The organism is Neobacillus drentensis NBRC 102427, assembly GCF_001591445.1.
Taxonomy (GTDB): Bacteria; Bacillota; Bacilli; order Bacillales; family Cytobacillaceae; genus Neobacillus; species Neobacillus drentensis.
Genome location: NZ_BCUX01000053.1, coordinates 1 through 24576 on the forward strand (window position 1 = coordinate 1; position 24576 = coordinate 24576).

The window sequence follows — 24576 nt, forward strand, 5'->3', positions numbered from 1 at the left end:
ATTTAACCGGAAAATCTCCTCTTGTTCTACTTCTACTGGCTACTCGATTAAGGACAAGATATCTTATTTAAAAAGGAGTATAAAGAAACTCGCCAATTACTATGGCGAGTTTTACTTTTTTTATATACCAATAACGATGCCAATACGACTGTCATTTCGGCATGTATCTTATGAAAACCACCTCAAAACGGAACTCTTTAGGAATGGTTCCCCTGCTGTTTTCTATTAGACGCTTTTAATTGTTGTATATTTATTAATCCATGCTTGCATCCGAATAAACAGAAGCATAAAGATCGCGGACATCATCACGCCTTTTAGGATATTAAAAGGCAAGATGGCTGGTACAACCAAGTTCCGCATATCTGGAAAACCCATTAGTAGGGTATATGCAGGTAAAATAATTAAGTAATTTAGAATACTCATTATAACTGCCATCGTTACAGTCCCGGAAATTAATGCTACTGTCATACCTTTTCTAGTTTTGAGTCTATTATAGACATAATATGTGGGCAGGATAAACACAATTCCAGCTGCGAAATTGGCTATATGGCCGACAGGAATTCCTGTAAAGCTTCCTGTCTGAATATAATTAAGGATATTTTTAAAAAGTTCTACTAATATTCCTGCAATCGGTCCAAAAATCAATGCAGCAATTAATGCTGGTATGTCGCTGAAATCGACAAATAAGAAATTTGGGAATAGCGGCAATGGAAATTGTATTAGCATTAGCAGAAAGGCAATACTACTCAGCATTCCAATTGACACATAAGCCCTGACATTCAATTTCCTCTGTTTCTTCATCTTCTTCATCTTCCTCTCTCCTCTTTTTGATCCATCGTGTTTAGGAAGAGAGGTTCAGCAACAGTCGAAACCTATGTAAATAAAAACTCCCTCAAGAAAATAAGCTTGAGGGAGTTCACAAAGGCACGCTTAATAAACGTTCATTTCGCTAGAAATTTTGAACGTCTGCAGAACCTCCATCTTCTCCCATCCAGACTATACTGTCGGCTTTGGAATCACACCAAATCCTGCCAAAATACGGCTCGCGGGCTTATGAGTTTTACTCAAATACCGCCGATCGGGAATTTCACCCTGCCCCGAAGATAGATCGATATTTAATTACAATATAATTATACTGCAGTATGCATATTTTGTTAAGTAAAGAATTTAGTATTTAATGGTATTGTCACTTTTTTATTATTTTTACAATAAACAAACCCGCAGAATCCTGAATCTGCGGGTAGTTTATTATCTTAATTTATAGTTAATATTTGTTTAGGTTTAATAAGGTTTGAAGACAGATCGTTGAGTTCTTTAATGCGTGTTACTGTCATATTTGTTTTTCTCGAAATGGAGTACAATGTATCACCTTGTTTGACGATATATTGCTTTTTGCCCGTCCTTGAATTATTCTCGTTCTGCTGTTTTACATGGGTACTGGCTTCTAATACATCGTTATGGATTCCTGCAATTCCACCTCTAACCATCACGCCTGTATCAACGCTTCCTAAGAGCTTTTCTGGATCCATTGCAAATTTCTTATCATATCTCCACACTTGCTGGTGCGTTTCAAAATGAAGATGGGTTCCGGTGGCTTCTCCAGTTCTCCCCATTTTTCCTAATACAGTTCCTTGCTTAATCATTTGTCCTTCAAGTACTGTTCGCTTGTTTAAATGAGCATAGACAGTAACAAAATGACTTGGATGTTTAATAAATACCACATTTCCGTATGTATTAGAAAAATAGGATTTCACCACTTGACCATCAGCGACGGCAAGAACAGGAGTGTTTATTTTTCCGGCGATATCAATCCCCTTATGTTTCCCCATTCTGGTTCCATATGTATCAGAAATAATACCGTCTGTAGGCCATATCCACCCATCCTTAATCGCTCTCTCATCCTTCATACTTGCTTCTGAATGCTTTCCACCTAAAAATAATAAACTGACACACAGCGCCATAATTAGGGCAATGAGAACCCTTTTTATGTAGTCTCGCATTTTCTTTATTAACCTCCTTTGTTCTTTTCCTCCTCCACACCATATGTAATTTGTTTCACGTTTAGAACTTTTTCCCGGCGGAGGAGCGCTTAGGCATACTTGTTATAATTGGGAGATTACGGATATTTTATTCATAATAAAAAAAATCAACCACATTGGGTTGATTGGGAATCATTATTGAATCGTTCGAAAGTTTGGAGCCAGCGGGACTTTATTTTCTTTTGACAGGTCAAATGGCCCGATGTTTTTAATTGACGAATTCTTAATTATTACTTTTTCTAAACCAAATTCTTTGGCTGTCAATAATAAAGACTCATACGCATTCATTGTCAGTTGATTATCGCTCAGGTTCGAATTTTCCTTAAGTGTAACATATAATGTTTTTTCATTTGTGGAAACATCCTTAATCGGAAGTCCCGGTAAAAGGGAACTTTTTAATCCCAATAAAGGCTGATCATTCTTCATTGCTTCCAAAGCTGTATGAATATCTTTATACGTATCAATTGATGGCACTAAATAGGGAATTTCATTCCCTGCGGAATAATAAAAGAAGAAAGCATGATTCTTCTCTTCAACAACTTGGATTTCTTTTTGCCTTCCATAGTTCCCTAATTCAATACCGGGCTCACCATTTGTTGAAAAATGTATCTTTTTCATTTGACTATTTGAAGAAATATCTTTTTTTAATACTTTAATAAAATTGATTTCAGTTGTCGAGCCTTGTCCGTACTGATGATTTGCGGGCACATCAACCAAAACACTTTCGTTTTTCTCATCAAGCGTAAGAGTAGCATTTAGAGGATAAAATTCGCTTAACCCCCAGTCCTCTTCCTGTAAATTCATCATTTTTTCAATGAATAAAGTAAACGTTGATTTATTAGTTGAATCATAAACTAAAGTGGATACTGGAACTAGTATTTGCGCTTGTGAATCGGGGATCCAATAAGTTAAGACTGTTCCATTGTTCACATCATCATCATAGATAGCTGTTTTTAAAAGTTCATTATTCCCGGCTTCTGAAAATGTTTTTGCTTGTGAATTATCACTTTCTTTTGCAAGCTTTGAATTTTCATCCGTATTTTGCATTTCCTGCCCAGCTGAAGCATCTTTTTGACTCGCCTTCTCCTCAGCGTACTGATTTCCAATCATTAATTTAGGAACTAGAATGAAAAAAATAAGCAATGCACATGCAGTAGCGAGGCCGGGCAGCAGCCATTGTTTTATTTTCCTTTTTCTAATATTAAGATTTTGATAAATGTCACGAGGATGGCGATTATCTTGTATCTTAGGCATTTGCCTTAATAATTCTTCGAGCTGTTTATCGCTCCACTCTGACTTTTTCACCAGCTGCCCCCTCCTTTTCATATGGAATTTCCATATGCTTCTTCAAAACCTTTAACGATCGGTGCTGTGTGGTTTTCACTTTGCTTTCAGTCCATCCCAATGCTTGGGCTGTTTCAGCTATCGATAAATCTTGTATATAGCGTAGAATAATAACAGAACGTTGGTCCATTGTGCAAAATTCAAGGCAGTTATAAACCCATCTAATTTCTTCCTTCTGGACCGTGATTTCTTCTGGTAAAGAATATCCATCCTTCAGCTGATCGGTGGACCAATCAAATTTTTCGAGTAATCGTTCTTTCCATCCTTTTTGTTTCCGGAAGAAATCAATGGCTACATTTCTTGCGATTGAAAACAACCAGGTTTTCTCACTGCTTTTCCCTTCGAAACGACGATAAGATTTATAGACCCTAATATAGACCTCTTGGACAAGATCCTCAGCATGTTCTTTGTTTCTGACCATATAAAATAGAAATTGAAAAACGTCATGATGATATTTTTGGTAAAGTTCATCGAAAACGGAGTCCATCAATTCCCCTCCCCGTTCATAATATTAGTCGATTTATATGTATAAAAAGTTTCACCTTATAAATATAGACTTTTTTGTGACAAAAAGGAAGGTATAAATTGGAATATATTTCCCAAAAATCATAACACTAAAAAAACTCATCCTCTTTTTGGATGAGTTTTTTTAAGTGTATCCAGCTCCAGCGACTAGTGGATTGGCCCTTAACGGTCGCTTCCGCTTTTAAGTGTTCCTCGTGAATCAAGAACAATCGGCAAAATACTTGTTCTTATTACTATTTTCGAGGTAGTAAAAAGGAAAATGTCGTTCCGTGATCCAGTTTACTCTGAACAGAAATATGACCACGATGTGCATCAATAATATTTTTAGCAATAGCTAGTCCAAGTCCTGTTCCAGCTCTTCCTCTCGTCCGGGCTTTATCCGCCTTATAAAACCTTTCAAACACAAAAGGTAAGTCTTCATCAGGAATACCAGTGCCAGAATCCTTCACTCTAATCATTATGCCTTTATCATCCGAAGTCACACTTAATTTAACAGAGCCACCCTTTGGTGTATGTCTGATGGCGTTATCTATTAAATTGGTGAGTACCTGTTCGATTCGATCAGGATCAAAGGAAATAGTGGTGGTTTCATTTTCTATTTCTGCATACAATTGAATTCCATTATCTTTAGCTAGTCCCTGGAACTTATGAATAATTCGATTAATAAATGAAGTAATATTAACATCTTCCATTGTTAATTGCAGATGTCCTGCTTCCATACGGGCTAAATCCAGCAACTCATTGACAAGCCTGCCCATTCGCAATGATTCATCATAGATGACCTTTGCCATTTCCTTTTTCTCTTCCTGGGATTCAGCAATATCGTCAACTATTGCCTCGCTATAGCCTTGTAACATCGATATAGGTGTTCTAAGCTCATGGGAGACATTAGCAATAAAGTCTTGTCTCATTTTATCTAACTGTCGTTCCTCAGTCATATCCCTCAAAACAGCTACTGCACCACGAATAAACCGGTTACTATATAATGGACTAACCAGGATAACCCAATGCCTACCTTGAAATGAAATTTCACCGACTTGTTCTGCCTCCGTATCGACAGCTTGTTCAAACAGGTCCGTTACCTCTGGTGGTATGGCCTCGGAATCAGTACTAATTCCACCCATTTCATAATACCAGTACTGAAGAAAACGGTCAGCTGGAGGGTTGGTAATCAGAATTGTCCCATCCCGATTAAAGGTAATTACGCCATCTGCCATACTGCTTAAAATACTCGATAATTGCTCTTTCTCTTGGCTAAGAGCACTCATATTGAATTTCAACTGTCTACCCATCTGATTAAATGCCGTTGCTAGTTCACCAATTTCATCATGTGTAAGGATTGGGACTTTTGTATCGAATTTCCCTCTAGCTACTTCAAACGCTGCTTCTCTCATTTTTCTTAAAGGGGCTGCAATTCTTGTCGACAAAAAGAAGGCAAAAATAGTCGTAAGAATAATAGCAACACCTGCAACAAGTAAAATAAATTTTGTTGTTTCATGGGTGGTTTGTTGCATTACTTCTACTGATTGATAGATAAAAACTGCACTTTTTTCTTCCCCGGGCAGATGCAAAGGTACACCTATAATTGAATACTTATCTCCTTCTTTACCATCGTTAAACGAAAGGGTAGAAACCTTTTCAACGGATAAATCTTTAGTAAATACTTGTGATAGCTTGGGATCATTTTGAATATCAGTTAAAGATAACCTATTCGAAATATCCGTGTTTGGAGAGTAGTAGATTTCACTGTCATTTTTAATAATGACTACTTTGTTGACTTTATCGATAATTTCCCAGGATATCTCTAGTCCAAGTGGAAATTTTTCTTTAGGATGCTCTTCTAAAACGTTTGCAATTTTCTCAGCTGTATTGGTTAAATCATTTTTCATCTCAAGTGTATTTTGGTTCTGGAAAAATTCGAGAAGCATGATTGTTAAAATGAAAAGCACAAAAGATACTAATAAAAGGATCGTTAACCATAGCTTTCCAACAACACTTCTTAAAAGCGTCATTCATTAATAACCTCAAATTTATAACCTACGCCCCAAACTGTAACAATCATTCTTGCGGCTTGCTCGGAAACTTTGTTTAATTTTTCACGAAGACGTTTTACATGTGTATCAACTGTCCGTAGATCTCCGAAAAATTCATAATGCCATACTTCTTTAAGTAATTGCTCACGGTCGAATACTTTATCTGGTGCTTTCGCTAAGAAATAAAGCAATTCATATTCTTTTGGCGTTAAACTTACCTCTTTACCATCTGCAGTTACCCTGTGTGCATCATTATCAATGGTTAAGTGCGGGAATACAATCACGTCTTTTGTTGTCGTTTCCGTTTGCAGGTAACTTGTTTGTGAAGACCTTCTTAACAAGGCTTTGACCCGCAGGACAACCTCTCTCGGGCTAAATGGTTTGACAATATAGTCATCAGTGCCCACTTCAAAGCCTTGAACACGATTAATTTCTTCCCCTTTAGCAGTAAGCATGATGACCGGTGTTGCCTTCTTTTCTCTTAATTCACGACAAACCTCAATTCCATCTTTCCCTGGCATCATCAGGTCAAGAAGAATGACATCATAATCATTAGCAAAAGCTTTTGTTAACGCCTCAGTTCCATCTTCAGCTTCATCAATTGTATAGTCTTCACGCTCTAAATACATTTTTAATAAACGGCGAATTCTTTCCTCATCATCCACAACTAATATTTTCACGTCTTTTTCCATTATTAATCCCCCCATGGAGTTTATTTTACAAAACGGGCTGGTTTTATGCTATATTTTCGTACTAATTACTCCTATTAAAAGTGTCAATAATTTGACAACTGTTGTTACATTTGAAAATTTTATAAATAACCTTCACTTATTAGTAAATGAAGGTTATTAAATTATATCCTTATCCAGTTTACAAATGATTATCCAGCATAGGAATGGAGTCCAGCAATTACGAGATTGACTGCAACAAGGTTAAACATAATAATTACAAAGCCAATTACTGCCAACCAAGCAGATTTTTCGCCATGCCACCCTTTTGAAAGACGAAGATGTAAAAATGCTGCATAGAATAAAAAAGTTATTAATGCCCAAACTTCTTTTGGATCCCAGCCCCAGAATCTTGACCAAGCCATTTGTGCCCAGATCATCGCGAAAATAAGTGCACCCAGAGTAAAGACAGGGAAACCGATTAATACCGAGCGATAGCTAATTTCATCAACAAAGTCTAATTTAATATTTTTAACAATCGGTTTTAGTGCTGCAGCAATTCGTTTTCGTAAAATCAATCTAATTAAACCATAAATAACGAGGCCCGCCATAATTGACCAAATTACGGTATTTAATTTCTTTGCATTAATAAAAGCAGGTACCTCGAACAAAGGCTTAAATCCGTCCTTTGTTAGTAATTCTCCTTTATGAGGGCCCGAAATGGAAGGCATGGTATATTCAACAACTTGGGCATTGTCGTGCTTATCAATCCAATTAAATTTTTCATGGTAACCCGTACCTGAAAATATGGATGAAACAGTAACAAAGCCTAGCACAGCAACTAACGCAAACATTACCATTTCAAGCCAAAATGTTTGTTTGCTAGATTTGGTTTGATCAATTGCCTTTACGAGATAAATAAGCCCTGCTGCAAAGCTTATCGATAGAATAGCCTCCCCAATAGCTGCAGTAGTTACGTGAATATGTAACCAATAACTTTGTAATGCCGGTATTAATGGCGAAATATCCTTTGGAAACATACTTGCATAAGCAATTACCAATAGAGCCACAGGCATTGTAAATAATCCAAGTAAGGTTGTACGATAAATAAAATAAATAACTATAAATGCACCAACAAGGGCCATCCCGAAGAATGTTGTGAATTCAAACATGTTACTAACAGGTGCGTGTCCCGCAGCAATCCATCTAGTGATAAAGTAACCCAGCTGTGAAACAAACCCAATAATAGTTAACAGAACAGCAATCTGCCCCCATCTATTGGTTCCTTCCTTTTCACTCGTATGCTTTTTTGATTTAATAGACCCGCCGTAAAAAAGTGTTGCAACTAAATAGAGAATAAAAGAAATAAATAATAAATTACTGCTTATTGTAACCAACTAGACACTCTCCTTTTCTTTAGATTTATCAGTATCTTCCGTTTGAACTTGATCATCTGGCATAACAAGTTTTGTATCTTTTAATACGGTTTCAATTTCTTTTTTTAGTCCGTACCAATTTTTGTTTGTATGTGCCGCAACCCAAACTTGCCCGTTTTTATTTTGAATCCAAATTCGGCGATGGTTCCAATAGGCCCCTTGGATGACACCAATCATGAATATGATTCCACCCAAAATAATTGCCCATAATGTTGAATCCTTACGAACAATAAAACCTGATATATTTTTTGTCTCAATTCCTTTAAATGCCATTTTATATTGATTATCCCCAAATGGCTCGATGGTTTGCTTAATGGCCACAAAACTAGTTTCTCCTTTTGGCTTTTCAGGAGAAACCATCCGAAAGACAAATGCAGGATTGTTTGGTACTCGAGATTTCGTTGTGGGCTCCCCGTTCTCTGCAAACTCAAAGTCAGGAAAATAGTTTAGAATTTCAACAGAATATCCATTCCCTAGATCATACTTCGTCTTTGGATCTCTAAGGTCAACTCTAAGCTCGCCTACTGATTTTTTTGTCTGTTTATTAGTCAATGCAAATGACATCTTATTTAATTCACTCCTGAAGGAAGCTTGGAAAACGGAATAGCCTTCATATGTGAGCGGTAAATTAACTCGGACCTTATAATCTTCAATCTTCTTCAGTTTGGGTTTCTCACCTGGGAGATTTTCTCCAACACGTTTATATAGTACAACGTTGGATTGGTAGTTTTTCACAACCTCCCCTGCCATACTAATCGCTTTTTCAAAGGTCTTATCTTTATTTTTATCGTAATGCTCTAGAATGAATTTGTTATTTTGAATATAGAACTGTCCATCTGTTTCCGGCACTACAGCCGTTTCGCCTTCCCGTACCCAAAGATCTTCATTTACATACATCCCCGGAATAAAGCGGAGCATTCCGCCAAATAAAAAAATGATTAAGCCAACATGGTTTACGTATGGACCCCAGCGAGAAAAACGCCCTTTTTCAGCTAAAATATCCCCATTTTCTTCACGAACCTGATAGCGTTTTTCCTTAAGCTGCTTCTTAATTGCCATAAAATCATTTTCATCCGCACTTTCGTTTACGCCAAAAATACGCTGTCGTTTTAAAAACCCTTCATGTCTTGTCACCCGTTGGGCCTTCAGGGCTTTATATAATGGCACCACACGATCGAGACTACAAATGACCAAGGATATACCGATCATTGCAATTAATAATAAATACCACCAAGAGCCATATAAATTATTGAAGCCTAATTGGTAATATAATTTACCAACCCACCCGTATTCCTGCGCATAATAAACATCTGCCGGCAGATCAATATACATCTCTTGCGGAAGAATCGTTCCAAGTGAGGAAGCAATTAAGGTAATAATAATTAGCCAAACGCCGACTTTAACTGAGGAAAAAAAGTTCCATATTTTATCAATAAATGTTTTATTGTATGTTTGTGAACGTCGTGCACTTCCTTCATAACGCATGTCTAGAAGCTCTGCAGGGTTAGTTTGCTCATCCAGAATCTTTCCGCATGCTTCACATAAAACGGTTCCATGTGGATTTACATGTCCGCATTCACATTTAACATCTTTCATTGAAAAAACTCCCAACAACCTTAAGGTTTTATTTTCTCCATAAATTCCCTAATTCTTTCTTCTGTTAACTCACCCGTATAATACTTTACTACCTTTCCATTTTTATCAATCAAAAAGGTGGCAGGCAGCAAATCAATTCCATAGGTATTCATAACCTCTTTGTCTTTATCAATCATAATCGGAAAGTCTAGCTTAAGGCGTTCTGCAAATTGATTGACAGCAAGTTCTGATTCCTGTATATCAACTGACACTACTTGAACCCCGTTATCCTTGTATTGATTATATTGATTATTAATATAAGGCATTTCCTTTTTACAAGGTGGGCACCAAGTTCCCCAGAAGTTCAAGAATACCCCTTGTCCTCGAAAATCTGAAAGCCGATGTTTTTTTCCTTGCATGTCAACCAATGCAAAATCAGGTGCTATGCTATTAACCGCCACTTTTTGTTTATTATCTTTTGTAAAATTAGCATATAGCGTATAAGCAACGGCAGCCGCTAATAAAAGTAGGATTATTGTTCTAATAACTAATCGCCGTTTTTTCATTAATTCCCCTCCAGTAGATCACACAACACAGTTTGTCTAATTATAGCACTTTGCAACACAAGTACTGTGGAAATGAAAAATACTAATTGTGACGTTTTTATGAATTTTTTTTCACAGTTCCAATCCCCAATGCTCTTAGCTGCTTTACTTCATGTGGCGTAAGCTCTCTTGCATCACCCGTTTTTAAACCATTCAGTGTTAAGAATGCATATCGTTCACGCTTTAATTTCAATACATCATGACCAATTGCTTCAAACATCCTGCGAACTTGACGATTTCTACCTTCATGGATGGTAATTTCAACAATCGCAGATTGTTTTTTATTATCAGCAGAAAGCAATTTCACTCTTGCTGGGGCTGTTTTCCCGTCTTCTAGACGGATTCCTTTTTCAAGCTTCCTTAGATTTTCTTTTGATGGTATTCCTTTAACCTTTGCAACATACACTTTGTCAATTTCACTTTTCGGATGCATGAGTAAATTAGCAAATTCTCCATCATTCGTTAATACTAATAATCCTGATGTATCATAATCAAGGCGTCCAACTGGAAAAATTCTTTCTTTAAAATGTTGAAAGAAATCAGTAACCACTTTTCTACCCTTCTCGTCATTAACACTTGATATAACTCCTCTTGGTTTATATAAAAGGAAATAAACAGGTTCTTCTTTCTCAATCTGAATTCCATTCACTTCCACCCTATCAGATGAAGATACCTTCAGACCAAGCTCTGTAACAACCTTTCCATTAACCTTTACTCGCCCTTCTTTAATTAATTCCTCAGATTTTCTTCTTGAAGCAATGCCCGCTTGAGCGATTACTTTTTGCAATCTTTCCATTCATTCCACCTCGAATTTATCTGTATAAAAAGATAAGATGGCTGCATTTAGCTACTTGTTTCCTGCTGAGTAACAGTATTTTCCTATTACCAGGGAAGCGAACACAGAAACCTATCCTTATGAATTATGACACAATTACTTCACTTTTCAAAGTAACGGGTATTATTACTGGAATATAAAATAGCATGTTCAATATGAACATGCTCATTGCTTTAAGTTTATTTTGTTCCAAAAATCATAGCAACAACTACTATCGCCACAATAATTCCAACTACATCTGCGAGGAGGCCAACTTTTAAAGCATCCCCCATTTTTTTAATACCTACTGCACCGAAATAGACAGTTAACACATAAAAAGTCGTGTCAGTACTTCCTTGTAAAACAGATGCTAAGCGGCCAATAAATGAATCAGGTCCATATACAGCTATTAAATCACTAGTCATTCCCAGCGCAGCATTTCCTGATATCGGTCTGATGAACAATAATGGCACAATTTCAGCTGGTACTCCAATTGATTTCATGACTGGGCGTATCCAATTCATTAAAGCATCTAGTGCTCCGGATGCCCGAAATATAGAGATGGCCACTAGCATTCCAACAAGGAAGGGAATAATTGAAAAAGCAATTTTGATTCCTTCTTTTCCACCTTCAACAAAGCTTTCATAGGTCGGAACCTGTTTGAAGGTGCCATATAATAGTATAAACCCAATAAGTAATGGAATAAATGTTAACGATATAACCGAGATCAGCTCCATGTTTCTTCATCCTTTTCGGCTTCTGCGATAATAGAAATAACGGTCAATGATGATTGCACCTAACGCTGAGATAATTGTTGCTATAATCGTCGGAACGACTATCTCTGTAGGTGAAGCAGAATGATAATTCATTCTAATCGCGATGACAGTTGTCGGAATTATGGTAATACTAGCAGTATTAATTGCTAAAAAAGTCACCATGGACCTGCTCGCTGAATCCTTCCCTCCATTTAACTTTTTTAATTCTTCCATCGCTTTAATACCAAGAGGAGTGGCTGCATTTCCCAAACCAAACATGTTTGAAATCATATTGGATAATATATAGCCCATTGCTGGATGATTTACTGGGACTTCAGGAAATAATCGTTTGACAAGTGGTCGAAATAGTTTGGATAAACGTTCTAACAGGCCAGACTCCTCAGCGATTCGCATCATGCCAAGCCAAAAGACGAGGACACTAATGAGTCCTATGCAGAGGGTGACCGCTTCTTTCGCCCCGTCAAAAATGGCTTTATTCACTTCCGCCATGGTTCCATTAATTAATGCAAAAATAAATCCAACAACCGTCATAAACACCCAGATATAATTAACCATTGGACTTTACACCAATAATCGTAAGAAAAATTTTCCTTACAGAATTCAGCAGCCCTTTATTAGGCTCTGGCATATTCTGATAGTAAATTGGGGTTTCTTTGATTACCCTTCCATCCAAGTAAACGACCGCCTTACCCACAACTTCGTCAGTTTTCTTATCCTCATCGAACTTTTTGATTGGCTTGTTCAACTTATATTTAATAGAAAATAAATCCATTTCTTCGGTTGTTACGGGATAGACAATTGCTTTTTTTACATATAAACGGTTCTTATAATACTTATTTTTAACACCCTCAATTTTCCCTTTCGAGAGGACTTCGGCCATATCAAACTCTTTAAACCCACTTTCATACATGGAAATATGGTCATTCCAATCGTCTGGTCCGTTCAAGGTTACCGCTATAAGGTTCATATCTCCTTTTGTTGCAGTTGTTACCAATGTCCTTTTAGCTCGTTTTGTAAAACCGGTTTTCCCTCCGGTTGTATATTTATATTTTGTGAGTAAGCGGTTTTTATTTTTCCAGACACGATCCCAATCTTCTGTTGGGTTTGCAGCTCTATATACCTTTGTGCCGGATATTTTCTTAAAGGTTTTATCCTGCATGGCATAACGCATTAACACTGCCATGTCATAGGCAGTTGAGTAATGATTTTCATGGTCATCTAAGCCATGTGGATTGGAAAAATGGGTATTTAACATCCCGATTTCCTTTGCCTTTAAATTCATCAAGTAAGCGAACCCCTCTACACTTCCTCCTACATACTCAGCGATCGCTACAGCCGTGTCATTTCCAGACCTTAGCATCAAACCATATACAAGGTCCTTAAGCTTAATCTTTTCACCGGGCTTTAAATAGACTGACGATCCTTCCGCACGAGTGGCTTGTTCGCTTACCTTTACGTATTGATTCATTTTCCCGGATTCAATTGCTAGTTTCGCAGTCATAATTTTAGTTATACTCGCAATCCTTCTTTTGGTATAAGCATCTTTCTCGTAAAGGATTCGACCTGATTTCTGCTCTATCAACACCGCACTTGCTGCACTTACGGAAACAGAAGCATCCACCTTTTGAGGAATGGTAGCAATGAATATTGAGACTATGAGAGAAAAAATAACTAGCTTCGATATCATTCTCATTAGATTAACCTCGTCCCCTTGTATAGTTATCAGCTTCCATGCCAAGGAAGGCACTTCTGCTTTTCGTTTTTCTTGTACAAGTTTATGCAGGACGAGGCTCGTTATGACTATTTAAGATAGAAAAACGAAAGCAGACAACATTTTGTCGTCTGCTTAACTTTTTAATAGGCTGGCCATTTGATATCTGTTGCTTTTTCAAACCGAATCTCTACATCATGCCAATTGACTAAGTTCCACCAATTGTCGACATATTCCGGCCTTTTGTTTTTATACTGTAAATAATACGCATGCTCCCAAACGTCTAATACCAAGAGCGGAATAGTATCCCACTGGGTCAATAGCATATGTCGTTCAGATTGCAGTATCTCTAAATGCCGCGCCCGTGGAGACCAAACCAAAATTGCCCAGCCCACTCCTTCGACTTGCTTGGCAGCTTCAGAAAATTGTCTTTTAAACGCCACAAAACTCCCAAAGTAATTCTCGATTCCAGCTTTTAAAAGGCCATTTGGGGTACCACCGCCATTCGGGCTCATGTTTTTCCAAAAAATTGTATGAAGATAATGTCCTGAACCATGAAAGGCAAGCTCCCGTGACCAATGCTTTATTAAGGAGAAATCATTCGTTTCCCTGGCTTTTTTTAGGTTAAGTTCGGCTTTATTTAACCCATCCACATATGATCGATGATGCTTATCATGATGAAGCTTCATGATTTCCTCTGAAATATATGGTTCTAATGCATTATAAGGGTAGGTGAGGTCCGGGAGTATATGGCCCCCGGGGGGGACCACTTTTTCTGTCGTCACAAGAACTCCACTTTCTTGTTTTCTTTTAAAATAATTTTCCATTTGCTCATGAATATGCTCAGCCTTCGCTTGAAGGCTTAACAACTCTTCATTTGATAATTGTCTGCCTGTACTTTCAATTAACTCCGTGAAATGATCAAGATGTTCCCATAATTCAGAGTTCCCCCCCTCCTTTTCGGATTGAAGAAACTGTTTCATTTGTTCATTCCATTCAAACAATTCGTTAACATATCGACTAAAACGATCCATCCATTCCCTTCTTCCTGACAATAGATTATAAGAACCTACCTAGATGGTATGAAGGATACTGTTAATTAAGAACACGATAAAAGACTGCCCTTTAAGGACAGTCTTCAAAGATATTTCTTATTTGGATTGAATCATTTTAGTTCGGTAATCTGTTTCATAGTATTCAAGTTCTTCTCTAATCCTTTGGAACTCACCTTCTAAGCTTTTGATTAACTGTACAATAGGATCAGTTACATTTCGATAAAACTTTATCGAGTTTCTACCTGTGTATGCTGACCTGCTGTCTTCGAACCAAGCATCATTCTTAGGGGAGAAAAATTCTTCAATACATTGATGATAAATTTTATAAAGAGTTTTTTCTGCGGCTGCTTTTTGAAAAGGGCTGCCTTGCAAAATAACAGAGCACGCATCCAACCCTTCTTCACTATAGACCGCTAATTTCCGTAAATTAGCAAAGATCAATTTATTATACTGAAGGTCCTCTTCATTTTCTAAATTCAATTGCGAAATTGTTGCTTCATTTAAAAAATTCTCTAATGTTAAGATAGAAACCCCTAAAAAATTCTTTACATCATTTAATTGTGTTTTTACCAATGTATTGCCCATTGTTTACCCCCTAAATTTTTTACTTCGTATACTTTACTATTTTGGCTGCAAAATGAACTCAAGCGGAGAACGAAGCTCATATTCTTTCTTTTCGTTAAGAGAAAGAAAAATTTCAGGTAATTTATTATAATTGATATCTTGAAAATAAGTAGCAAATTCCTGCTTTGAATTGATATAAAGCCGTTTTCGGCTGCGCAAGCCTGGATTTTTCAAGAGACATACAAGTCCTACAATATCTTTAAATGTCGTCTCATGCCCTTGCTGAACAAAAATAGGGTCTTGCTCGTAAGGTGTAAATTCATGGCGGATTTCATCAAAATACCTAACATACAAAATATGAAGTGTTTTTTCTACACCGTCTTCAACAAAAGTAACTTCGCTCCTGTTAAAAAAATCCTCAGAAGTATTTGATTTTTCTTTTTCTAATTCAATGCCTTTACAATCTTTAATTAACAAATGAATTCCACTCCTTGGCCAATGACAATTTTGCATGTAAATATTTTAAACATGTTAAAAAGAATTGAAGATTCCACTTACATCTATTTTATCATAAATTCAAGTAAGTATTGGAAAATTAAGAATTAATCGTTTCTGAAAATTTCTCGAAAAATAGATCTGCTTCTTCTTGAATAAATTCATCATCAGCCTTGTCTGGAAGCTGTGGAAGTTCTTCAATACTTTTCAGACCAAAGTAGTCAAGAAACTCCTTCGTTGTCCCATATAAATAAGCTCTACCAGTACCTTCGGCGCGGCCAACCTCTTTAATTAATGCTTTTGCCATTAGTGTATGCAACGGACGTTCTGTTTTCACCCCGCGAATTTCCTCGATTTCAGCACGGGTGATTGGTTGCTTATAGGCAATGATTGCCAAAGTTTCTAATGCTGCCTGTGACAAGGTGGAAGTATGGGGGGAATCCACTAGTTTCTTTAGATATGCAGCATTTTCTTTCTTGGTTGCTAACTGATAGGTACCAGCAAGCTGGACCATCATAATTCCCCTTTTGGTGTCTCGCTCATATTCTATTTTAAGATCCTCAATGATTTCACTAGCCTTTAGCTCATTTACTTCTAGGACCTCGGCAACCTGTTTCAGTGAAAGCCCTTCATCCCCTGCAGCAAATAACAGGCTCTCTAGAATACTGTTCCAATTAACAATCTCCAATCATTTCTGCCCCTTCCTTTACGGCTTTAACATAAATGTCTCCAAAATTCTCTTGTTGCTGGGCGTCAATCTCTTTTCTTTTTATAAGCTCCAAAACAGCTAAAAAGGTTACCACGATATGATCCTTAGCAGGATAAGGAAATAAATCATTAAAGTTTATTTGAACTTTAAGCTGCTTTAGTTCAACCATAATTTCATTCATTCTTTTTTCAATGGATATTTCCTGACGTGTGATTCTCGTTGCCATCGGGCGCTGGAGTTTCTTTCGTCGCATTAATTTTTGAAAAGCTGCCAGCATATCATACAGAGAAACATTTAACTCCGCTTTTTCCGGTTGTTTCTCTTTCGCAAACTCAGACAGATCACTTGGCGGCTTTGTAAACATAAGCCCGCGCTCTATTTCCATGGTTTTTAAGTCATGAGCTGCTTCTTTATATTTTCGATACTCAATTAGGCGCTCAACAAGTTCATCTCTTGGATCTTCTTCAAATATCATGTCAGTATCGTTTTCTTCAAGAACTTCCGCATGCTTCGGTAAAAGCATTTTACTCTTGATTACGAGCAATGTCGCTGCCATAACCAAAAACTCACTTGCAACATCGAGCTTTAGTTCATTCATCGTCTTTATATACATTAAGTATTGCTCGGTTATTTGGGCAACAGGAATATCATATATATCAATTTCTAGCCCATTAATTAAATGGAGCAGCAAATCTAACGGTCCTTCAAATGCATCAATTTTCACCTGATATGGCACGATATCACCAAAATTCTTTAATTAATAAGTTCGTTAACTATTTACTTCGACTATTAATAGTATAGAGGATTAAATAAGGTTATCCAATAAAAAAATCAAATTGACGAGGGAATATTATCAAAACATGATGTTTGCCCATAACAATGGACAAATATCCTACATATGATGACAAGGAAAAGAACAAAACATTTTTTAGGAGGTAATGAATATGTCTGAACATGGATTTGGATCCGGATTTGCTTTAATTGTAGTTCTATTTATCTTATTAATTATTGTTGGTGCTTCCTGGGTATATTAATAAACATTAGGTATGTGCACAGATATACACATAAAACTGTTCACTATGGTGCCAATATTAGTTAGAACTACTTTGCCCGTCAATCATGACGGGCTTTTTTGAAAAATATTTTCTTAGGGGACCCCTTCAAATATGATAAACTATATTATACATTTTGTTAGGGGGGGATTGCTTGTACCCGAGTGAGTATATCAATTTTTTAGCCCATTATCATGGTGATCGTGATTATTTCGAGTGTCATGAATTACTTGAGGATTACTGGAAAAAGACAGACCCAAAAAATAAAAATTCCATCTGGGTCGGTTTTATTTTATTATCTGTATCTGCTTACCATCATCGTCGAAGTAATTTTAGCGGTGCTCGACGAACATTAATAAAAGCAATAAAAATTTTTGAATTACATTCTGATTCCCTGACAAAACTCGGATTCAATCATGTAGATTTTTATCACTTATTAAATAGACAGATTACCGCACTGCAAAAAGGCGAATTATATAGAAGCATTTCTTTACCTCTAAGTGATTCAACCTTACTAAATGCAGCAAAAAAAGTAAGTGAACAAAAGGGCTTTACATGGGGTAATGAGAGTGATCTTACGAATAATTTACTAGTCAACCGTCATAAATTACGTGACAGATCCACCATCATTGAAGAAAGAAACCAGTCATTAAAGATGCGAAAAGGCAGTGAATAAATTTATTCACTGCCTTTTGAGTGTAAATCTAGCAAAGATCACATTTTTCAATAAAAGCGGCCGTATTTTCATTAGCCGTAATTTCTTTTTCTGCATACATTTCCGTCAGTGCTTTCACCATTTTTTTACCAATTCCCTGAAAACGATGCGAAGGATTAACGGAGATATGAAGGATTTCTAAAGTATTGGTATCATTGTGATTCAGGACACCTAAAAGTCCAATGATATCTTCTTCTTTCCAGAGGAATAGGTGCCAATCTTCTTCAGTTTCATATTCCTTCATGGTATGCTGGAGCTTTTTTAAATCTTTTTCGCTGGGCATAAAGGACAATAAACCCATGGCAATTTTTTCGAATGTTTTTTTATAACGAATTAACATTTAGATCCCTCATTATATTAAATAAACCGATGAAATTATTTGGTTTAACAATAGTATATTTTTACCAATAAAATCAATATTAAACATTATTCATTATATGTAGTGGCTGATATTATGTTTCATTAATCATCATGATACATATTAAAAGGCCAATCATCAATCAAAATTATTCTTAATGTCGTGGCCCAATAAAAATCCAATAGATAATCCCCCATAAAGCGGACAGACCAATAAGAATACTAAACAAAATCCAGTTACTTCTCTTCATGAAATTGCTTCCTCCAAAAATAGTTTTGAAGATATTGTCCACGACCTCCATTCTACACTAAATTACAAAAATAATCTATTCTGCTTACAAATTTTGCATTTTTCCAGTTAAGATTTACTATCTATGAAACTTCCACGTTGTTATTTACGTTATTATTAGTGGAATCGGTTATATTATATAAAAGAACGATTCTCTACTACCTTTTAGAGTTAACGAGGAGGAAACTATGAAAAAAATTCTTATTTATTTAATGTTAAGTTTGCTGATTTTCAATCCGGTCCACACTTTTGCTGACTTGGCTGAAGGTGATATGATTGTTACACTTGGTGAAAATTTAACAACTAGTCAAAAGGAAACCCTATTATCGGAAATGGGTGCTCCGGAAGATGTTCAAATAGTTACTGTATCGAATCAGGAGGAACATCAATATTTAGGAAAATATGTATCAAAAGCGCTTATCGGTACAAAGGCCATTTCATCCTCTGCGATTACGATTCAACCAAAGGGGGCGGGGATTTCCGTCAAAACCAAAAATATTAATTGGGTTACGGACGAGATGTATGTCAATGCCCTTATTACAGCGGGTGTTAAGGATGCAAAAGTTTATATTACAGCCCCCATTACGGTTTCTGGGACAGCAGCGCTAACCGGCATAATAAAAGCCTATGAAATTTCAGCGGATACGACTATTCCTGAAGAAGTAAAACAAGCCGCAAATCAAGAAATGGTTGAAACCGCTAAACTAGGTGATTCCATTGGTGATAAAAATGCTGCAGCATTAATTGCTAAAGTGAAAGAAGAAATTGCTAAGAATAAACCAAAAAATGATCAAGAATTACAAAAAATCATTGAGCAAGCTGCCAATGATTTAAATGTCACACTTACTGATGAAGAAATGAAACGTTTAATGGACTTTTTTAATAAGCTTAAAGATTTAAATATTGATTGGAACCAGGTTAGTGACCAGCTAAACAAAGCCAAAGATCGTATTTCTAAATTTCTTCAATCGGAAGAGGGACAAGGATTTTTAGATAAATTAAAACAGTTTTTCATCTGGCTCATTGATGCCATTAAAGCAATTTTTTCTTAGTAAAAAGATGCCGCTATTTTTAGCGACATCTTTTTCTATTTCAACGGTAAGTCATGCTGGATTAAATCTGCAAAAGTTTCTCTTTTTACTACAAGAGTAGCTGTTCCGTTTTCTACAAAAACAACTGCTGGACGCGGTATTCGATTATAGTTATTGGCCATAGAATAGCCGTAGGCACCCGTGCAAAAAACGGCAAGTATATCTTCTTCGCCAGTTTCTGGAAGCGGTAAATCCCAAATTAACATATCCCCAGATTCACAGCATTTCCCTGCGATGGAAACAGTTTTATCTGCTTTCGTTAATGGCTTATTTGCAAGAACAGCCTCATATTTGGCCTGATAAAGGGCCGGTCGAATATTATCACTCATTCCACCGTCAACTGCTAAATATTTTCTAACACCAGGGACTTCCTTGGAAGAACCCACTTTATAAAGGGTAATTCCTGCATCACCAACAAGCGATCGACCAGGCTCTATCCAAATTTCCGGCATTTTTAATGAGTAGCTTTCAGTTAATTTTTTGACTTCACGAATAATTTCACTCACATATTGGGATGGTTGTAAGGGCTCATCCTCTTTTGTATAGCGGATTCCAAATCCTCCACCTAAATTTAATACTTTGGCTTCAAAGGAATGCTTATGCTTCCATACTTCCATTTTTTCGACAATCTTTTTTGCTGCTAATAAAAATCCGGTTGTTTCAAAAATCTGTGATCCTATATGGCAATGGAGTCCAAGCACCTCAAAGTTTTCAACTTCAAGTGCCATTTTTAGCGCATCTTCCGCTTGTCCATTTTGAAGATCAAACCCAAACTTCGAATCTTCCTGCCCAGTTAAAATGTAATCATGTGTGTGGGCTTCAATACCTGGGGTGATCCTTAGCAAGATGTTAACATGGGCCTTTTTTTCGATAGAAATGGTTTTCAAAAGCGCAAGTTCAGAAAAATTATCAACCACAATACAACCGATTTCCTGCTCCAAGGCCATTTCTAATTCTTCTCTGCTTTTATTATTCCCATGAAAATGAATTCGCTCAACCGGGAATCCTGCAACCAATGCGGTATACAATTCACCCCCTGATACTACGTCGAGTGACAACCCTTCTTCCTCAGCAAGCTGAATCATAGCAATGGTAGAAAAAGCTTTACTCGCATAGGCAACTTGAGCCTTAATATTTTGTTCTTCAAATGCCTGCTTAAAGGACCGGGCCCTCTCGCGCATTAATGCAACGTCATATACATAAAGGGGAGTTCCAAATTCTTTGGCTAACTGGACAGAATCAACTCCGCCAATTTCCAAATTCCCATTTTTATTTACCCCTGTTGTCCCGTAAAAATACATTCCCTTCCCTCTCTCCCAATCACTTACTATAGTTTATGCGTACAATCCTTAATGATAATAATAAATAGACAGAATCTCCAAAAGATACTGCCTATTTTCACACTTTATTCCTTTATTTAATTAAAATATTTTAGCATACTTGTTTGAAAAGTGCAATTATTTCTCGTTTGCTTTAGGTGGTTGTCGGTAACGGTTTCTTGGATGAACAATACTTGGTCTGAGAATGGAACCTGGTATGGCTCTGCGCACAATGATTTGTAAAAACCCCTTCGGCTCAAAAGGGAGAAATGGCCATAGGTATGGGGTATTAAGGGCCCGTATTTTCACTAGGAAGAGAAAGAACACTGTCGCCCCAATCACAAATCCAGGCAAATGAAACAACGACACAAGAACCAACAATGTCAATCGACCAATTTTGTTTGCAACGCTTAACTCATAACTAGGAGTAGTAAAAGAGCCAATCCCTGCAACTGCGACATACAAGATTACCTCTGGAACAAACAGCCCAACGCTAATCGCAATTTGTCCAATTAATACCGCGGCAATTAAACCCATTGCCGTCGAAAGTGGAGTAGGTGTATGAATTGCGGCCAACCGTAAAAACTCAATCCCAAAATCAGCTAAAAATATTTGCACAATAATTGGTATATTGGTCTGCTCATTCGGTCCAATAAACGAGAGTTTTTCAGGTAATAAGGAAGGTTCTAATACAAATAACATCCATAATGGAAGTAGTAAAATAGATGTTAATACACCTAGAAAACGGGTCCAGCGGAGAAAGGTTCCCATCGCCGGAGATTCACGAAATTCCTCTGCATGTTGTAAATGATGAAAATATGTAGTAGGTGCAATGATAACACTAGGAGAGGTGTCAACATAAATAACAACATGCCCTTCTAAAATATGAGTTGCCGCAATATCAGCCCGCTCCGTATATCTTACTAAAGGGAAGGGATTCCATCCCTGTTTTAAAATAAATTCCTCAATTGTTTTATCAGCCATTGGAATTCCGTCTGTTTTAATAGCCTTTATTTCTTTCCGAATAATATTTAATAAATCTGGGTCAGCAACATCCTCTAAGTACCCTAATGCTACATCAGACTTAGATCGTTCTCCTACCTTAAGCATTTCAAAGCGCAGTCGTTCATCGCGAATTCTCCGTCTTGTTAAGGCCGTGTTCAGGATAATATTTTCAACAAATCCGTCGCGGGACCCTCTAACAACCTTTTCTGTATCGGGTTCTTGAGGTGCACGACCCGGATAGCTTCTTACATCAATAACAAATGCAGTATTTTGACCTTCCATTACAACAGCAATTAATCCTGACAGAACCTTATCGACTATTAGATCAAGTGTGTTAACTTGTTCAACAGATTGATTAACTAGTCTATTCTCTACAATCTTAAATAGATCTGTTGATAATTTTTCATGGTCATTGATTTCAACTAATTCTTCGATTAGTTGAATTATGAAGAGGGAATCACATAACCCATTTACATAGTAGATGTGAACATCTTTTTTGAGGATTTTTAATTTCCTGACGCCAAAATCAAAGCTTACCCCAAGACCAACCCGTTGTTTCATGTAATTTTCAATTTCATTTACTGATTGGGGGATTGGCCATTTTTGTTCATTACTTCTTGACATGGAAGCCACTCCTTTCAAGTATAAGCTCCACTGCTTTTTTCGTTATTGGGGACCCCTTCTTGTAGGAGTCATGTCTAGACATTTTACCAATATCGCCAATTCCTACGATGATGGGGACCTCCAATTCATCCAGACAGTACACGGTGTCACCATTTATTCTTCCGATTTCAAGCTCAGGTATACCATATTTATCTACACCATATGGAGTTAAATTCCCATCACGATCGATGCTTACATCCACTCTTGTCCATTCCTCATGCCTTGATTTTGCTGCAACCGCAATTATGCCCAGTACATCAATATCTTCATGTCCGGCAACAAATTTCAAAGCATTTTCACCTGCACCTTCTCCAACTATTCCACTATCATCAAACATCACTAGAACAGGGTCGTGCGGAGTTTTTTTTATTAACTGGACTATTTTCTCACCAGTTAAAGTTGACGGATTACCTTGGGAACTAGAAATACACCTGCCGCCAATTTCATTAGCAACAAGCGCAACAGCCCTCTTTGCATATTCATCACCATCAGTTATTAAAATAACACGCCTCCGATTGCTCATTCTGTGATGTCCTTTCATCAGAAAAGCGTAAGCGCCCTGCTTAGCGCTGGTGCTAGACTGTTTTCAATAGTTTTTAATGATGAACAAAGTAAACCCATTGGAAGATAGATCCGAAAATCTTCCCTAATACAATCGCCATAATTAATATGGCAATTTCTCCATCTAATCGGATTCTTTTGACGAGGATGGGGAATACATTTAATACCTCTGTAAGGGCCGCAGCCAGCATTCCATAAAAAACCCCACCAGTTATCCCTAAAAAAATTAATGTAAAGGAAGGCATATGTAAAACAGGCTCTCTAAGACTCGCTCCTACCCCAGTTAGTGCACCTAAAACTACGGCCCATTCATATTGTTGAATCATTTTCATCGTCTTACTCAGCTGTGTTAGTCTCGGGATAACCCCGAGTACGGTAAGAAAAGCTACAAAACCAGAACCTACTGCCAGTCCGCTTGCTACACCTAAAAAAATAATCGCTAAAATACTAATCATCACTGATTTTTTTCATACTTTCTTTATTTTCATGAATAATTACGTAGTTATCTAAATCCAATTGATAATTAAACATTTCTACCTCTAAAGGACTGGGTTCATCATTAATCCGTTTCTTAAAAAAATGATTAAAAAATAGAATCATTCCCATGCCTAGTCCGACAGAATAGGGGATTTGAAAAAGTAATGGTTTTGTTTCTTTTTTCCCTGTAATGATGGTGTATATTTTTTCTTGGACACTTTTCATACTTACATCATCATGAAAATTCATTATTGCCATGGCTGAACCAAAAAATAAGAGAAACCATATTAACAGAAAATAGGGAATCGAAACTCCCTTTTTCTTATAAGTAACTTCAATGATGGTTTGAGCAGGTCCAATGGTCTGAACTTCCATTTCCCCAAATTCTCTTTTTATTAAGTGGATTACTTTCATAACATCTATGATGACAATATTCTGTTCCGCATCTAATAATTGATGAATCATCATAGCTTGTAAATGTGAAAGAACTTCATCTGGGGCAATGACTTGGGCAATATCTTTTAACAATACTTTTTCTTCAGGCGGAGATTGGACACGATTCCGCATGCGGATGTATATTGTTTCTTCCAAAACATTCACTTCCCACACAAAGATTTCCTCGTAAAAATAGTATGAGTAATAAGCAACTTTTTCATGAAATCCAAAAAATACCAGTATATATATAAAAAAAACCATAT

The 24576-nt window shown here is 36.8% G+C and carries 27 protein-coding genes and 1 riboswitch; of the genes, 3 read left to right on the plus strand and 24 right to left on the minus strand.

Translation table 11 applies throughout. The features are described from left to right. Positions 1–225 precede the first annotated feature (225 nt). The 18 genes from BDR01S_RS19955 to BDR01S_RS20040 all read right to left on the minus strand — a co-directional run bounded on the left by BDR01S_RS19955 (position 226) and on the right by BDR01S_RS20040 (position 17085). On the minus strand, positions 226–810 hold the full coding sequence (locus BDR01S_RS19955; RefSeq protein WP_082797512.1) for an ECF transporter S component: 585 nt from the start codon (positions 808–810) through the stop codon (positions 226–228). A 165-nt stretch (positions 811–975) separates the two neighbouring features. Next, a riboswitch (FMN riboswitch) is annotated at positions 976–1109 on the minus strand. Positions 1110–1253: 144 nt separating this feature from the next. Beyond that, complete coding sequence (locus BDR01S_RS19960; RefSeq protein ID WP_066257298.1) at positions 1254–2000, minus strand: peptidoglycan DD-metalloendopeptidase family protein; 747 nt, start codon at positions 1998–2000, stop codon at positions 1254–1256. A gap of 174 nt (positions 2001–2174) precedes the next feature. Next, positions 2175–3344: an RsiX family anti-sigma factor gene (locus tag BDR01S_RS19965; protein WP_066257300.1), complete on the minus strand. Its 1170-nt coding sequence runs from the start codon at positions 3342–3344 to the stop codon at positions 2175–2177. After that, positions 3319–3870, minus strand: a complete 552-nt coding sequence (gene sigX / locus BDR01S_RS19970) for an RNA polymerase sigma factor SigX (RefSeq protein ID WP_066257302.1) — start codon at positions 3868–3870, stop codon at positions 3319–3321. Before sigX ends, BDR01S_RS19965 begins: the two co-directional genes overlap by 26 nt. Before the next feature lie 271 nt (positions 3871–4141). Further along, positions 4142–5920 (minus strand): ATP-binding protein, encoded by a 1779-nt coding sequence (locus BDR01S_RS19975; protein WP_066257305.1) that lies wholly within the window; start codon positions 5918–5920, stop codon positions 4142–4144. Next, positions 5917–6633, minus strand: a complete 717-nt coding sequence (locus BDR01S_RS19980) for a response regulator transcription factor (protein WP_066257306.1) — start codon at positions 6631–6633, stop codon at positions 5917–5919. Before BDR01S_RS19980 ends, BDR01S_RS19975 begins: the two co-directional genes overlap by 4 nt. A gap of 188 nt (positions 6634–6821) precedes the next feature. Then, complete coding sequence (gene ccsB, locus BDR01S_RS19985; protein ID WP_066257307.1) at positions 6822–8006, minus strand: c-type cytochrome biogenesis protein CcsB; 1185 nt, start codon at positions 8004–8006, stop codon at positions 6822–6824. After that, complete coding sequence (gene resB, locus BDR01S_RS19990) at positions 8007–9641, minus strand: cytochrome c biogenesis protein ResB (RefSeq protein ID WP_066257309.1); 1635 nt, start codon at positions 9639–9641, stop codon at positions 8007–8009. A 20-nt stretch (positions 9642–9661) separates the two neighbouring features. After that, positions 9662–10186, minus strand: coding sequence for a thiol-disulfide oxidoreductase ResA (gene resA / locus BDR01S_RS19995; RefSeq protein ID WP_066257311.1), 525 nt, complete (start codon positions 10184–10186; stop codon positions 9662–9664). A gap of 97 nt (positions 10187–10283) precedes the next feature. Further along, a complete protein-coding gene (gene rluB, locus BDR01S_RS20000; RefSeq protein WP_066257313.1) occupies positions 10284–11021 on the minus strand; it encodes a 23S rRNA pseudouridine(2605) synthase RluB in 738 nt (245 codons plus the stop codon). Between the two features lie 218 nt (positions 11022–11239). Beyond that, on the minus strand, positions 11240–11776 hold the full coding sequence (locus tag BDR01S_RS20005; protein ID WP_066257316.1) for a spore maturation protein: 537 nt from the start codon (positions 11774–11776) through the stop codon (positions 11240–11242). 6 nt (positions 11777–11782) lie between these two features. Continuing rightward, complete coding sequence (locus BDR01S_RS20010; protein ID WP_066257319.1) at positions 11783–12370, minus strand: nucleoside recognition domain-containing protein; 588 nt, start codon at positions 12368–12370, stop codon at positions 11783–11785. Continuing rightward, positions 12363–13508 (minus strand): D-alanyl-D-alanine carboxypeptidase family protein, encoded by a 1146-nt coding sequence (locus BDR01S_RS20015; RefSeq protein WP_157406220.1) that lies wholly within the window; start codon positions 13506–13508, stop codon positions 12363–12365. The genes BDR01S_RS20010 and BDR01S_RS20015 overlap by 8 nt, the downstream gene beginning before the upstream one ends. Positions 13509–13669: 161 nt before the next feature. Further along, complete coding sequence (locus BDR01S_RS20020; protein WP_066257321.1) at positions 13670–14560, minus strand: superoxide dismutase; 891 nt, start codon at positions 14558–14560, stop codon at positions 13670–13672. A 117-nt stretch (positions 14561–14677) separates the two neighbouring features. Beyond that, the gene (locus BDR01S_RS20025) at positions 14678–15166 is read right to left on the minus strand and encodes a YpuI family protein (RefSeq protein WP_066257323.1); all 489 of its coding nucleotides are present in this window, start codon (positions 15164–15166) and stop codon (positions 14678–14680) included. Between the two features lie 36 nt (positions 15167–15202). Beyond that, complete coding sequence (locus tag BDR01S_RS20030) at positions 15203–15622, minus strand: hypothetical protein (protein ID WP_066257326.1); 420 nt, start codon at positions 15620–15622, stop codon at positions 15203–15205. Between the two features lie 118 nt (positions 15623–15740). Beyond that, the gene (scpB, locus tag BDR01S_RS20035) at positions 15741–16328 is read right to left on the minus strand and encodes an SMC-Scp complex subunit ScpB (protein ID WP_066257329.1); all 588 of its coding nucleotides are present in this window, start codon (positions 16326–16328) and stop codon (positions 15741–15743) included. Continuing rightward, the gene (locus BDR01S_RS20040; protein ID WP_066257331.1) at positions 16315–17085 is read right to left on the minus strand and encodes a segregation/condensation protein A; all 771 of its coding nucleotides are present in this window, start codon (positions 17083–17085) and stop codon (positions 16315–16317) included. The genes scpB and BDR01S_RS20040 overlap by 14 nt, the downstream gene beginning before the upstream one ends. Positions 17086–17293: 208 nt before the next feature. Between BDR01S_RS20040 and BDR01S_RS20045 the strand changes: the two genes are divergently transcribed. Together BDR01S_RS20045 and BDR01S_RS20050 are read left to right on the plus strand one after the other, a co-directional pair. Beyond that, the gene (locus BDR01S_RS20045) at positions 17294–17383 is read left to right on the plus strand and encodes a YjcZ family sporulation protein (protein ID WP_066363308.1); all 90 of its coding nucleotides are present in this window, start codon (positions 17294–17296) and stop codon (positions 17381–17383) included. A 172-nt stretch (positions 17384–17555) separates the two neighbouring features. Then, positions 17556–18077, plus strand: a complete 522-nt coding sequence (locus BDR01S_RS20050) for a DUF309 domain-containing protein (RefSeq protein WP_066257338.1) — start codon at positions 17556–17558, stop codon at positions 18075–18077. A 28-nt stretch (positions 18078–18105) separates the two neighbouring features. Here BDR01S_RS20050 and BDR01S_RS20055 read toward each other — a convergent pair whose 3' ends face one another. Next, positions 18106–18456, minus strand: a complete 351-nt coding sequence (locus BDR01S_RS20055; protein WP_066257341.1) for a GNAT family N-acetyltransferase — start codon at positions 18454–18456, stop codon at positions 18106–18108. A 494-nt stretch (positions 18457–18950) separates the two neighbouring features. On the opposite strand from BDR01S_RS20055, the gene BDR01S_RS20060 reads away from it, so the two are divergent. Next, on the plus strand, positions 18951–19814 hold the full coding sequence (locus tag BDR01S_RS20060) for a DUF1002 domain-containing protein (RefSeq protein ID WP_066257343.1): 864 nt from the start codon (positions 18951–18953) through the stop codon (positions 19812–19814). A 35-nt stretch (positions 19815–19849) separates the two neighbouring features. Here the strand turns inward: BDR01S_RS20060 and lysA are convergent, their stop codons facing one another. From lysA to BDR01S_RS20085, 5 genes are all read right to left on the minus strand, one after another. Further along, complete coding sequence (lysA, locus tag BDR01S_RS20065) at positions 19850–21154, minus strand: diaminopimelate decarboxylase (RefSeq protein WP_066257344.1); 1305 nt, start codon at positions 21152–21154, stop codon at positions 19850–19852. Between the two features lie 156 nt (positions 21155–21310). Further along, on the minus strand, positions 21311–22801 hold the full coding sequence (locus BDR01S_RS20070; protein WP_066257348.1) for a spore germination protein: 1491 nt from the start codon (positions 22799–22801) through the stop codon (positions 21311–21313). Continuing rightward, on the minus strand, positions 22788–23363 hold the full coding sequence (spoVAEA, locus tag BDR01S_RS20075; protein ID WP_066257352.1) for a stage V sporulation protein SpoVABEA: 576 nt from the start codon (positions 23361–23363) through the stop codon (positions 22788–22790). Before spoVAEA ends, BDR01S_RS20070 begins: the two co-directional genes overlap by 14 nt. 73 nt (positions 23364–23436) lie before the next feature. Further along, positions 23437–23859: a stage V sporulation protein AB gene (locus BDR01S_RS20080; RefSeq protein ID WP_082797513.1), complete on the minus strand. Its 423-nt coding sequence runs from the start codon at positions 23857–23859 to the stop codon at positions 23437–23439. Beyond that, on the minus strand, positions 23849–24469 hold the full coding sequence (locus tag BDR01S_RS20085) for a stage V sporulation protein AA (protein WP_066260240.1): 621 nt from the start codon (positions 24467–24469) through the stop codon (positions 23849–23851). The genes BDR01S_RS20080 and BDR01S_RS20085 overlap by 11 nt, the downstream gene beginning before the upstream one ends. Positions 24470–24576: the final 107 nt, after the last annotated feature.

What these genes read in the sequence shown, in the direction of transcription:
- BDR01S_RS20005 (WP_066257316.1), bottom strand. Translation starts at nt 11,776, where the DNA reads ATGGAGCTGATCTCGGTTATATCGTTAACATTTATTCCATTACTTATT.
- BDR01S_RS19975 (WP_066257305.1), bottom strand. Translation starts at nt 5,920, where the DNA reads ATGACGCTTTTAAGAAGTGTTGTTGGAAAGCTATGGTTAACGATCCTT.
- BDR01S_RS20070 (WP_066257348.1), bottom strand. Translation starts at nt 22,801, where the DNA reads ATGTCAAGAAGTAATGAACAAAAATGGCCAATCCCCCAATCAGTAAAT.
- BDR01S_RS20015 (WP_157406220.1), bottom strand. Translation starts at nt 13,508, where the DNA reads ATGAGAATGATATCGAAGCTAGTTATTTTTTCTCTCATAGTCTCAATA.
- BDR01S_RS20055 (WP_066257341.1), bottom strand. Translation starts at nt 18,456, where the DNA reads ATGTTAATTCGTTATAAAAAAACATTCGAAAAAATTGCCATGGGTTTA.
- BDR01S_RS19960 (WP_066257298.1), bottom strand. Translation starts at nt 2,000, where the DNA reads ATGCGAGACTACATAAAAAGGGTTCTCATTGCCCTAATTATGGCGCTG.
- BDR01S_RS19955 (WP_082797512.1), bottom strand. Translation starts at nt 810, where the DNA reads ATGAAGAAGATGAAGAAACAGAGGAAATTGAATGTCAGGGCTTATGTG.
- BDR01S_RS20020 (WP_066257321.1), bottom strand. Translation starts at nt 14,560, where the DNA reads ATGGATCGTTTTAGTCGATATGTTAACGAATTGTTTGAATGGAATGAA.
- BDR01S_RS20045 (WP_066363308.1), top strand. Translation starts at nt 17,294, where the DNA reads ATGTCTGAACATGGATTTGGATCCGGATTTGCTTTAATTGTAGTTCTA.
- BDR01S_RS20025 (WP_066257323.1), bottom strand. Translation starts at nt 15,166, where the DNA reads ATGGGCAATACATTGGTAAAAACACAATTAAATGATGTAAAGAATTTT.
- BDR01S_RS19980 (WP_066257306.1), bottom strand. Translation starts at nt 6,633, where the DNA reads ATGGAAAAAGACGTGAAAATATTAGTTGTGGATGATGAGGAAAGAATT.
- resA (WP_066257311.1), bottom strand. Translation starts at nt 10,186, where the DNA reads ATGAAAAAACGGCGATTAGTTATTAGAACAATAATCCTACTTTTATTA.
- BDR01S_RS20060 (WP_066257343.1), top strand. Translation starts at nt 18,951, where the DNA reads ATGAAAAAAATTCTTATTTATTTAATGTTAAGTTTGCTGATTTTCAAT.
- sigX (WP_066257302.1), bottom strand. Translation starts at nt 3,870, where the DNA reads ATGGACTCCGTTTTCGATGAACTTTACCAAAAATATCATCATGACGTT.
- BDR01S_RS20010 (WP_066257319.1), bottom strand. Translation starts at nt 12,370, where the DNA reads ATGGTTAATTATATCTGGGTGTTTATGACGGTTGTTGGATTTATTTTT.
- lysA (WP_066257344.1), bottom strand. Translation starts at nt 21,154, where the DNA reads ATGTATTTTTACGGGACAACAGGGGTAAATAAAAATGGGAATTTGGAA.
- rluB (WP_066257313.1), bottom strand. Translation starts at nt 11,021, where the DNA reads ATGGAAAGATTGCAAAAAGTAATCGCTCAAGCGGGCATTGCTTCAAGA.
- resB (WP_066257309.1), bottom strand. Translation starts at nt 9,641, where the DNA reads ATGAAAGATGTTAAATGTGAATGCGGACATGTAAATCCACATGGAACC.
- spoVAEA (WP_066257352.1), bottom strand. Translation starts at nt 23,363, where the DNA reads ATGAGCAATCGGAGGCGTGTTATTTTAATAACTGATGGTGATGAATAT.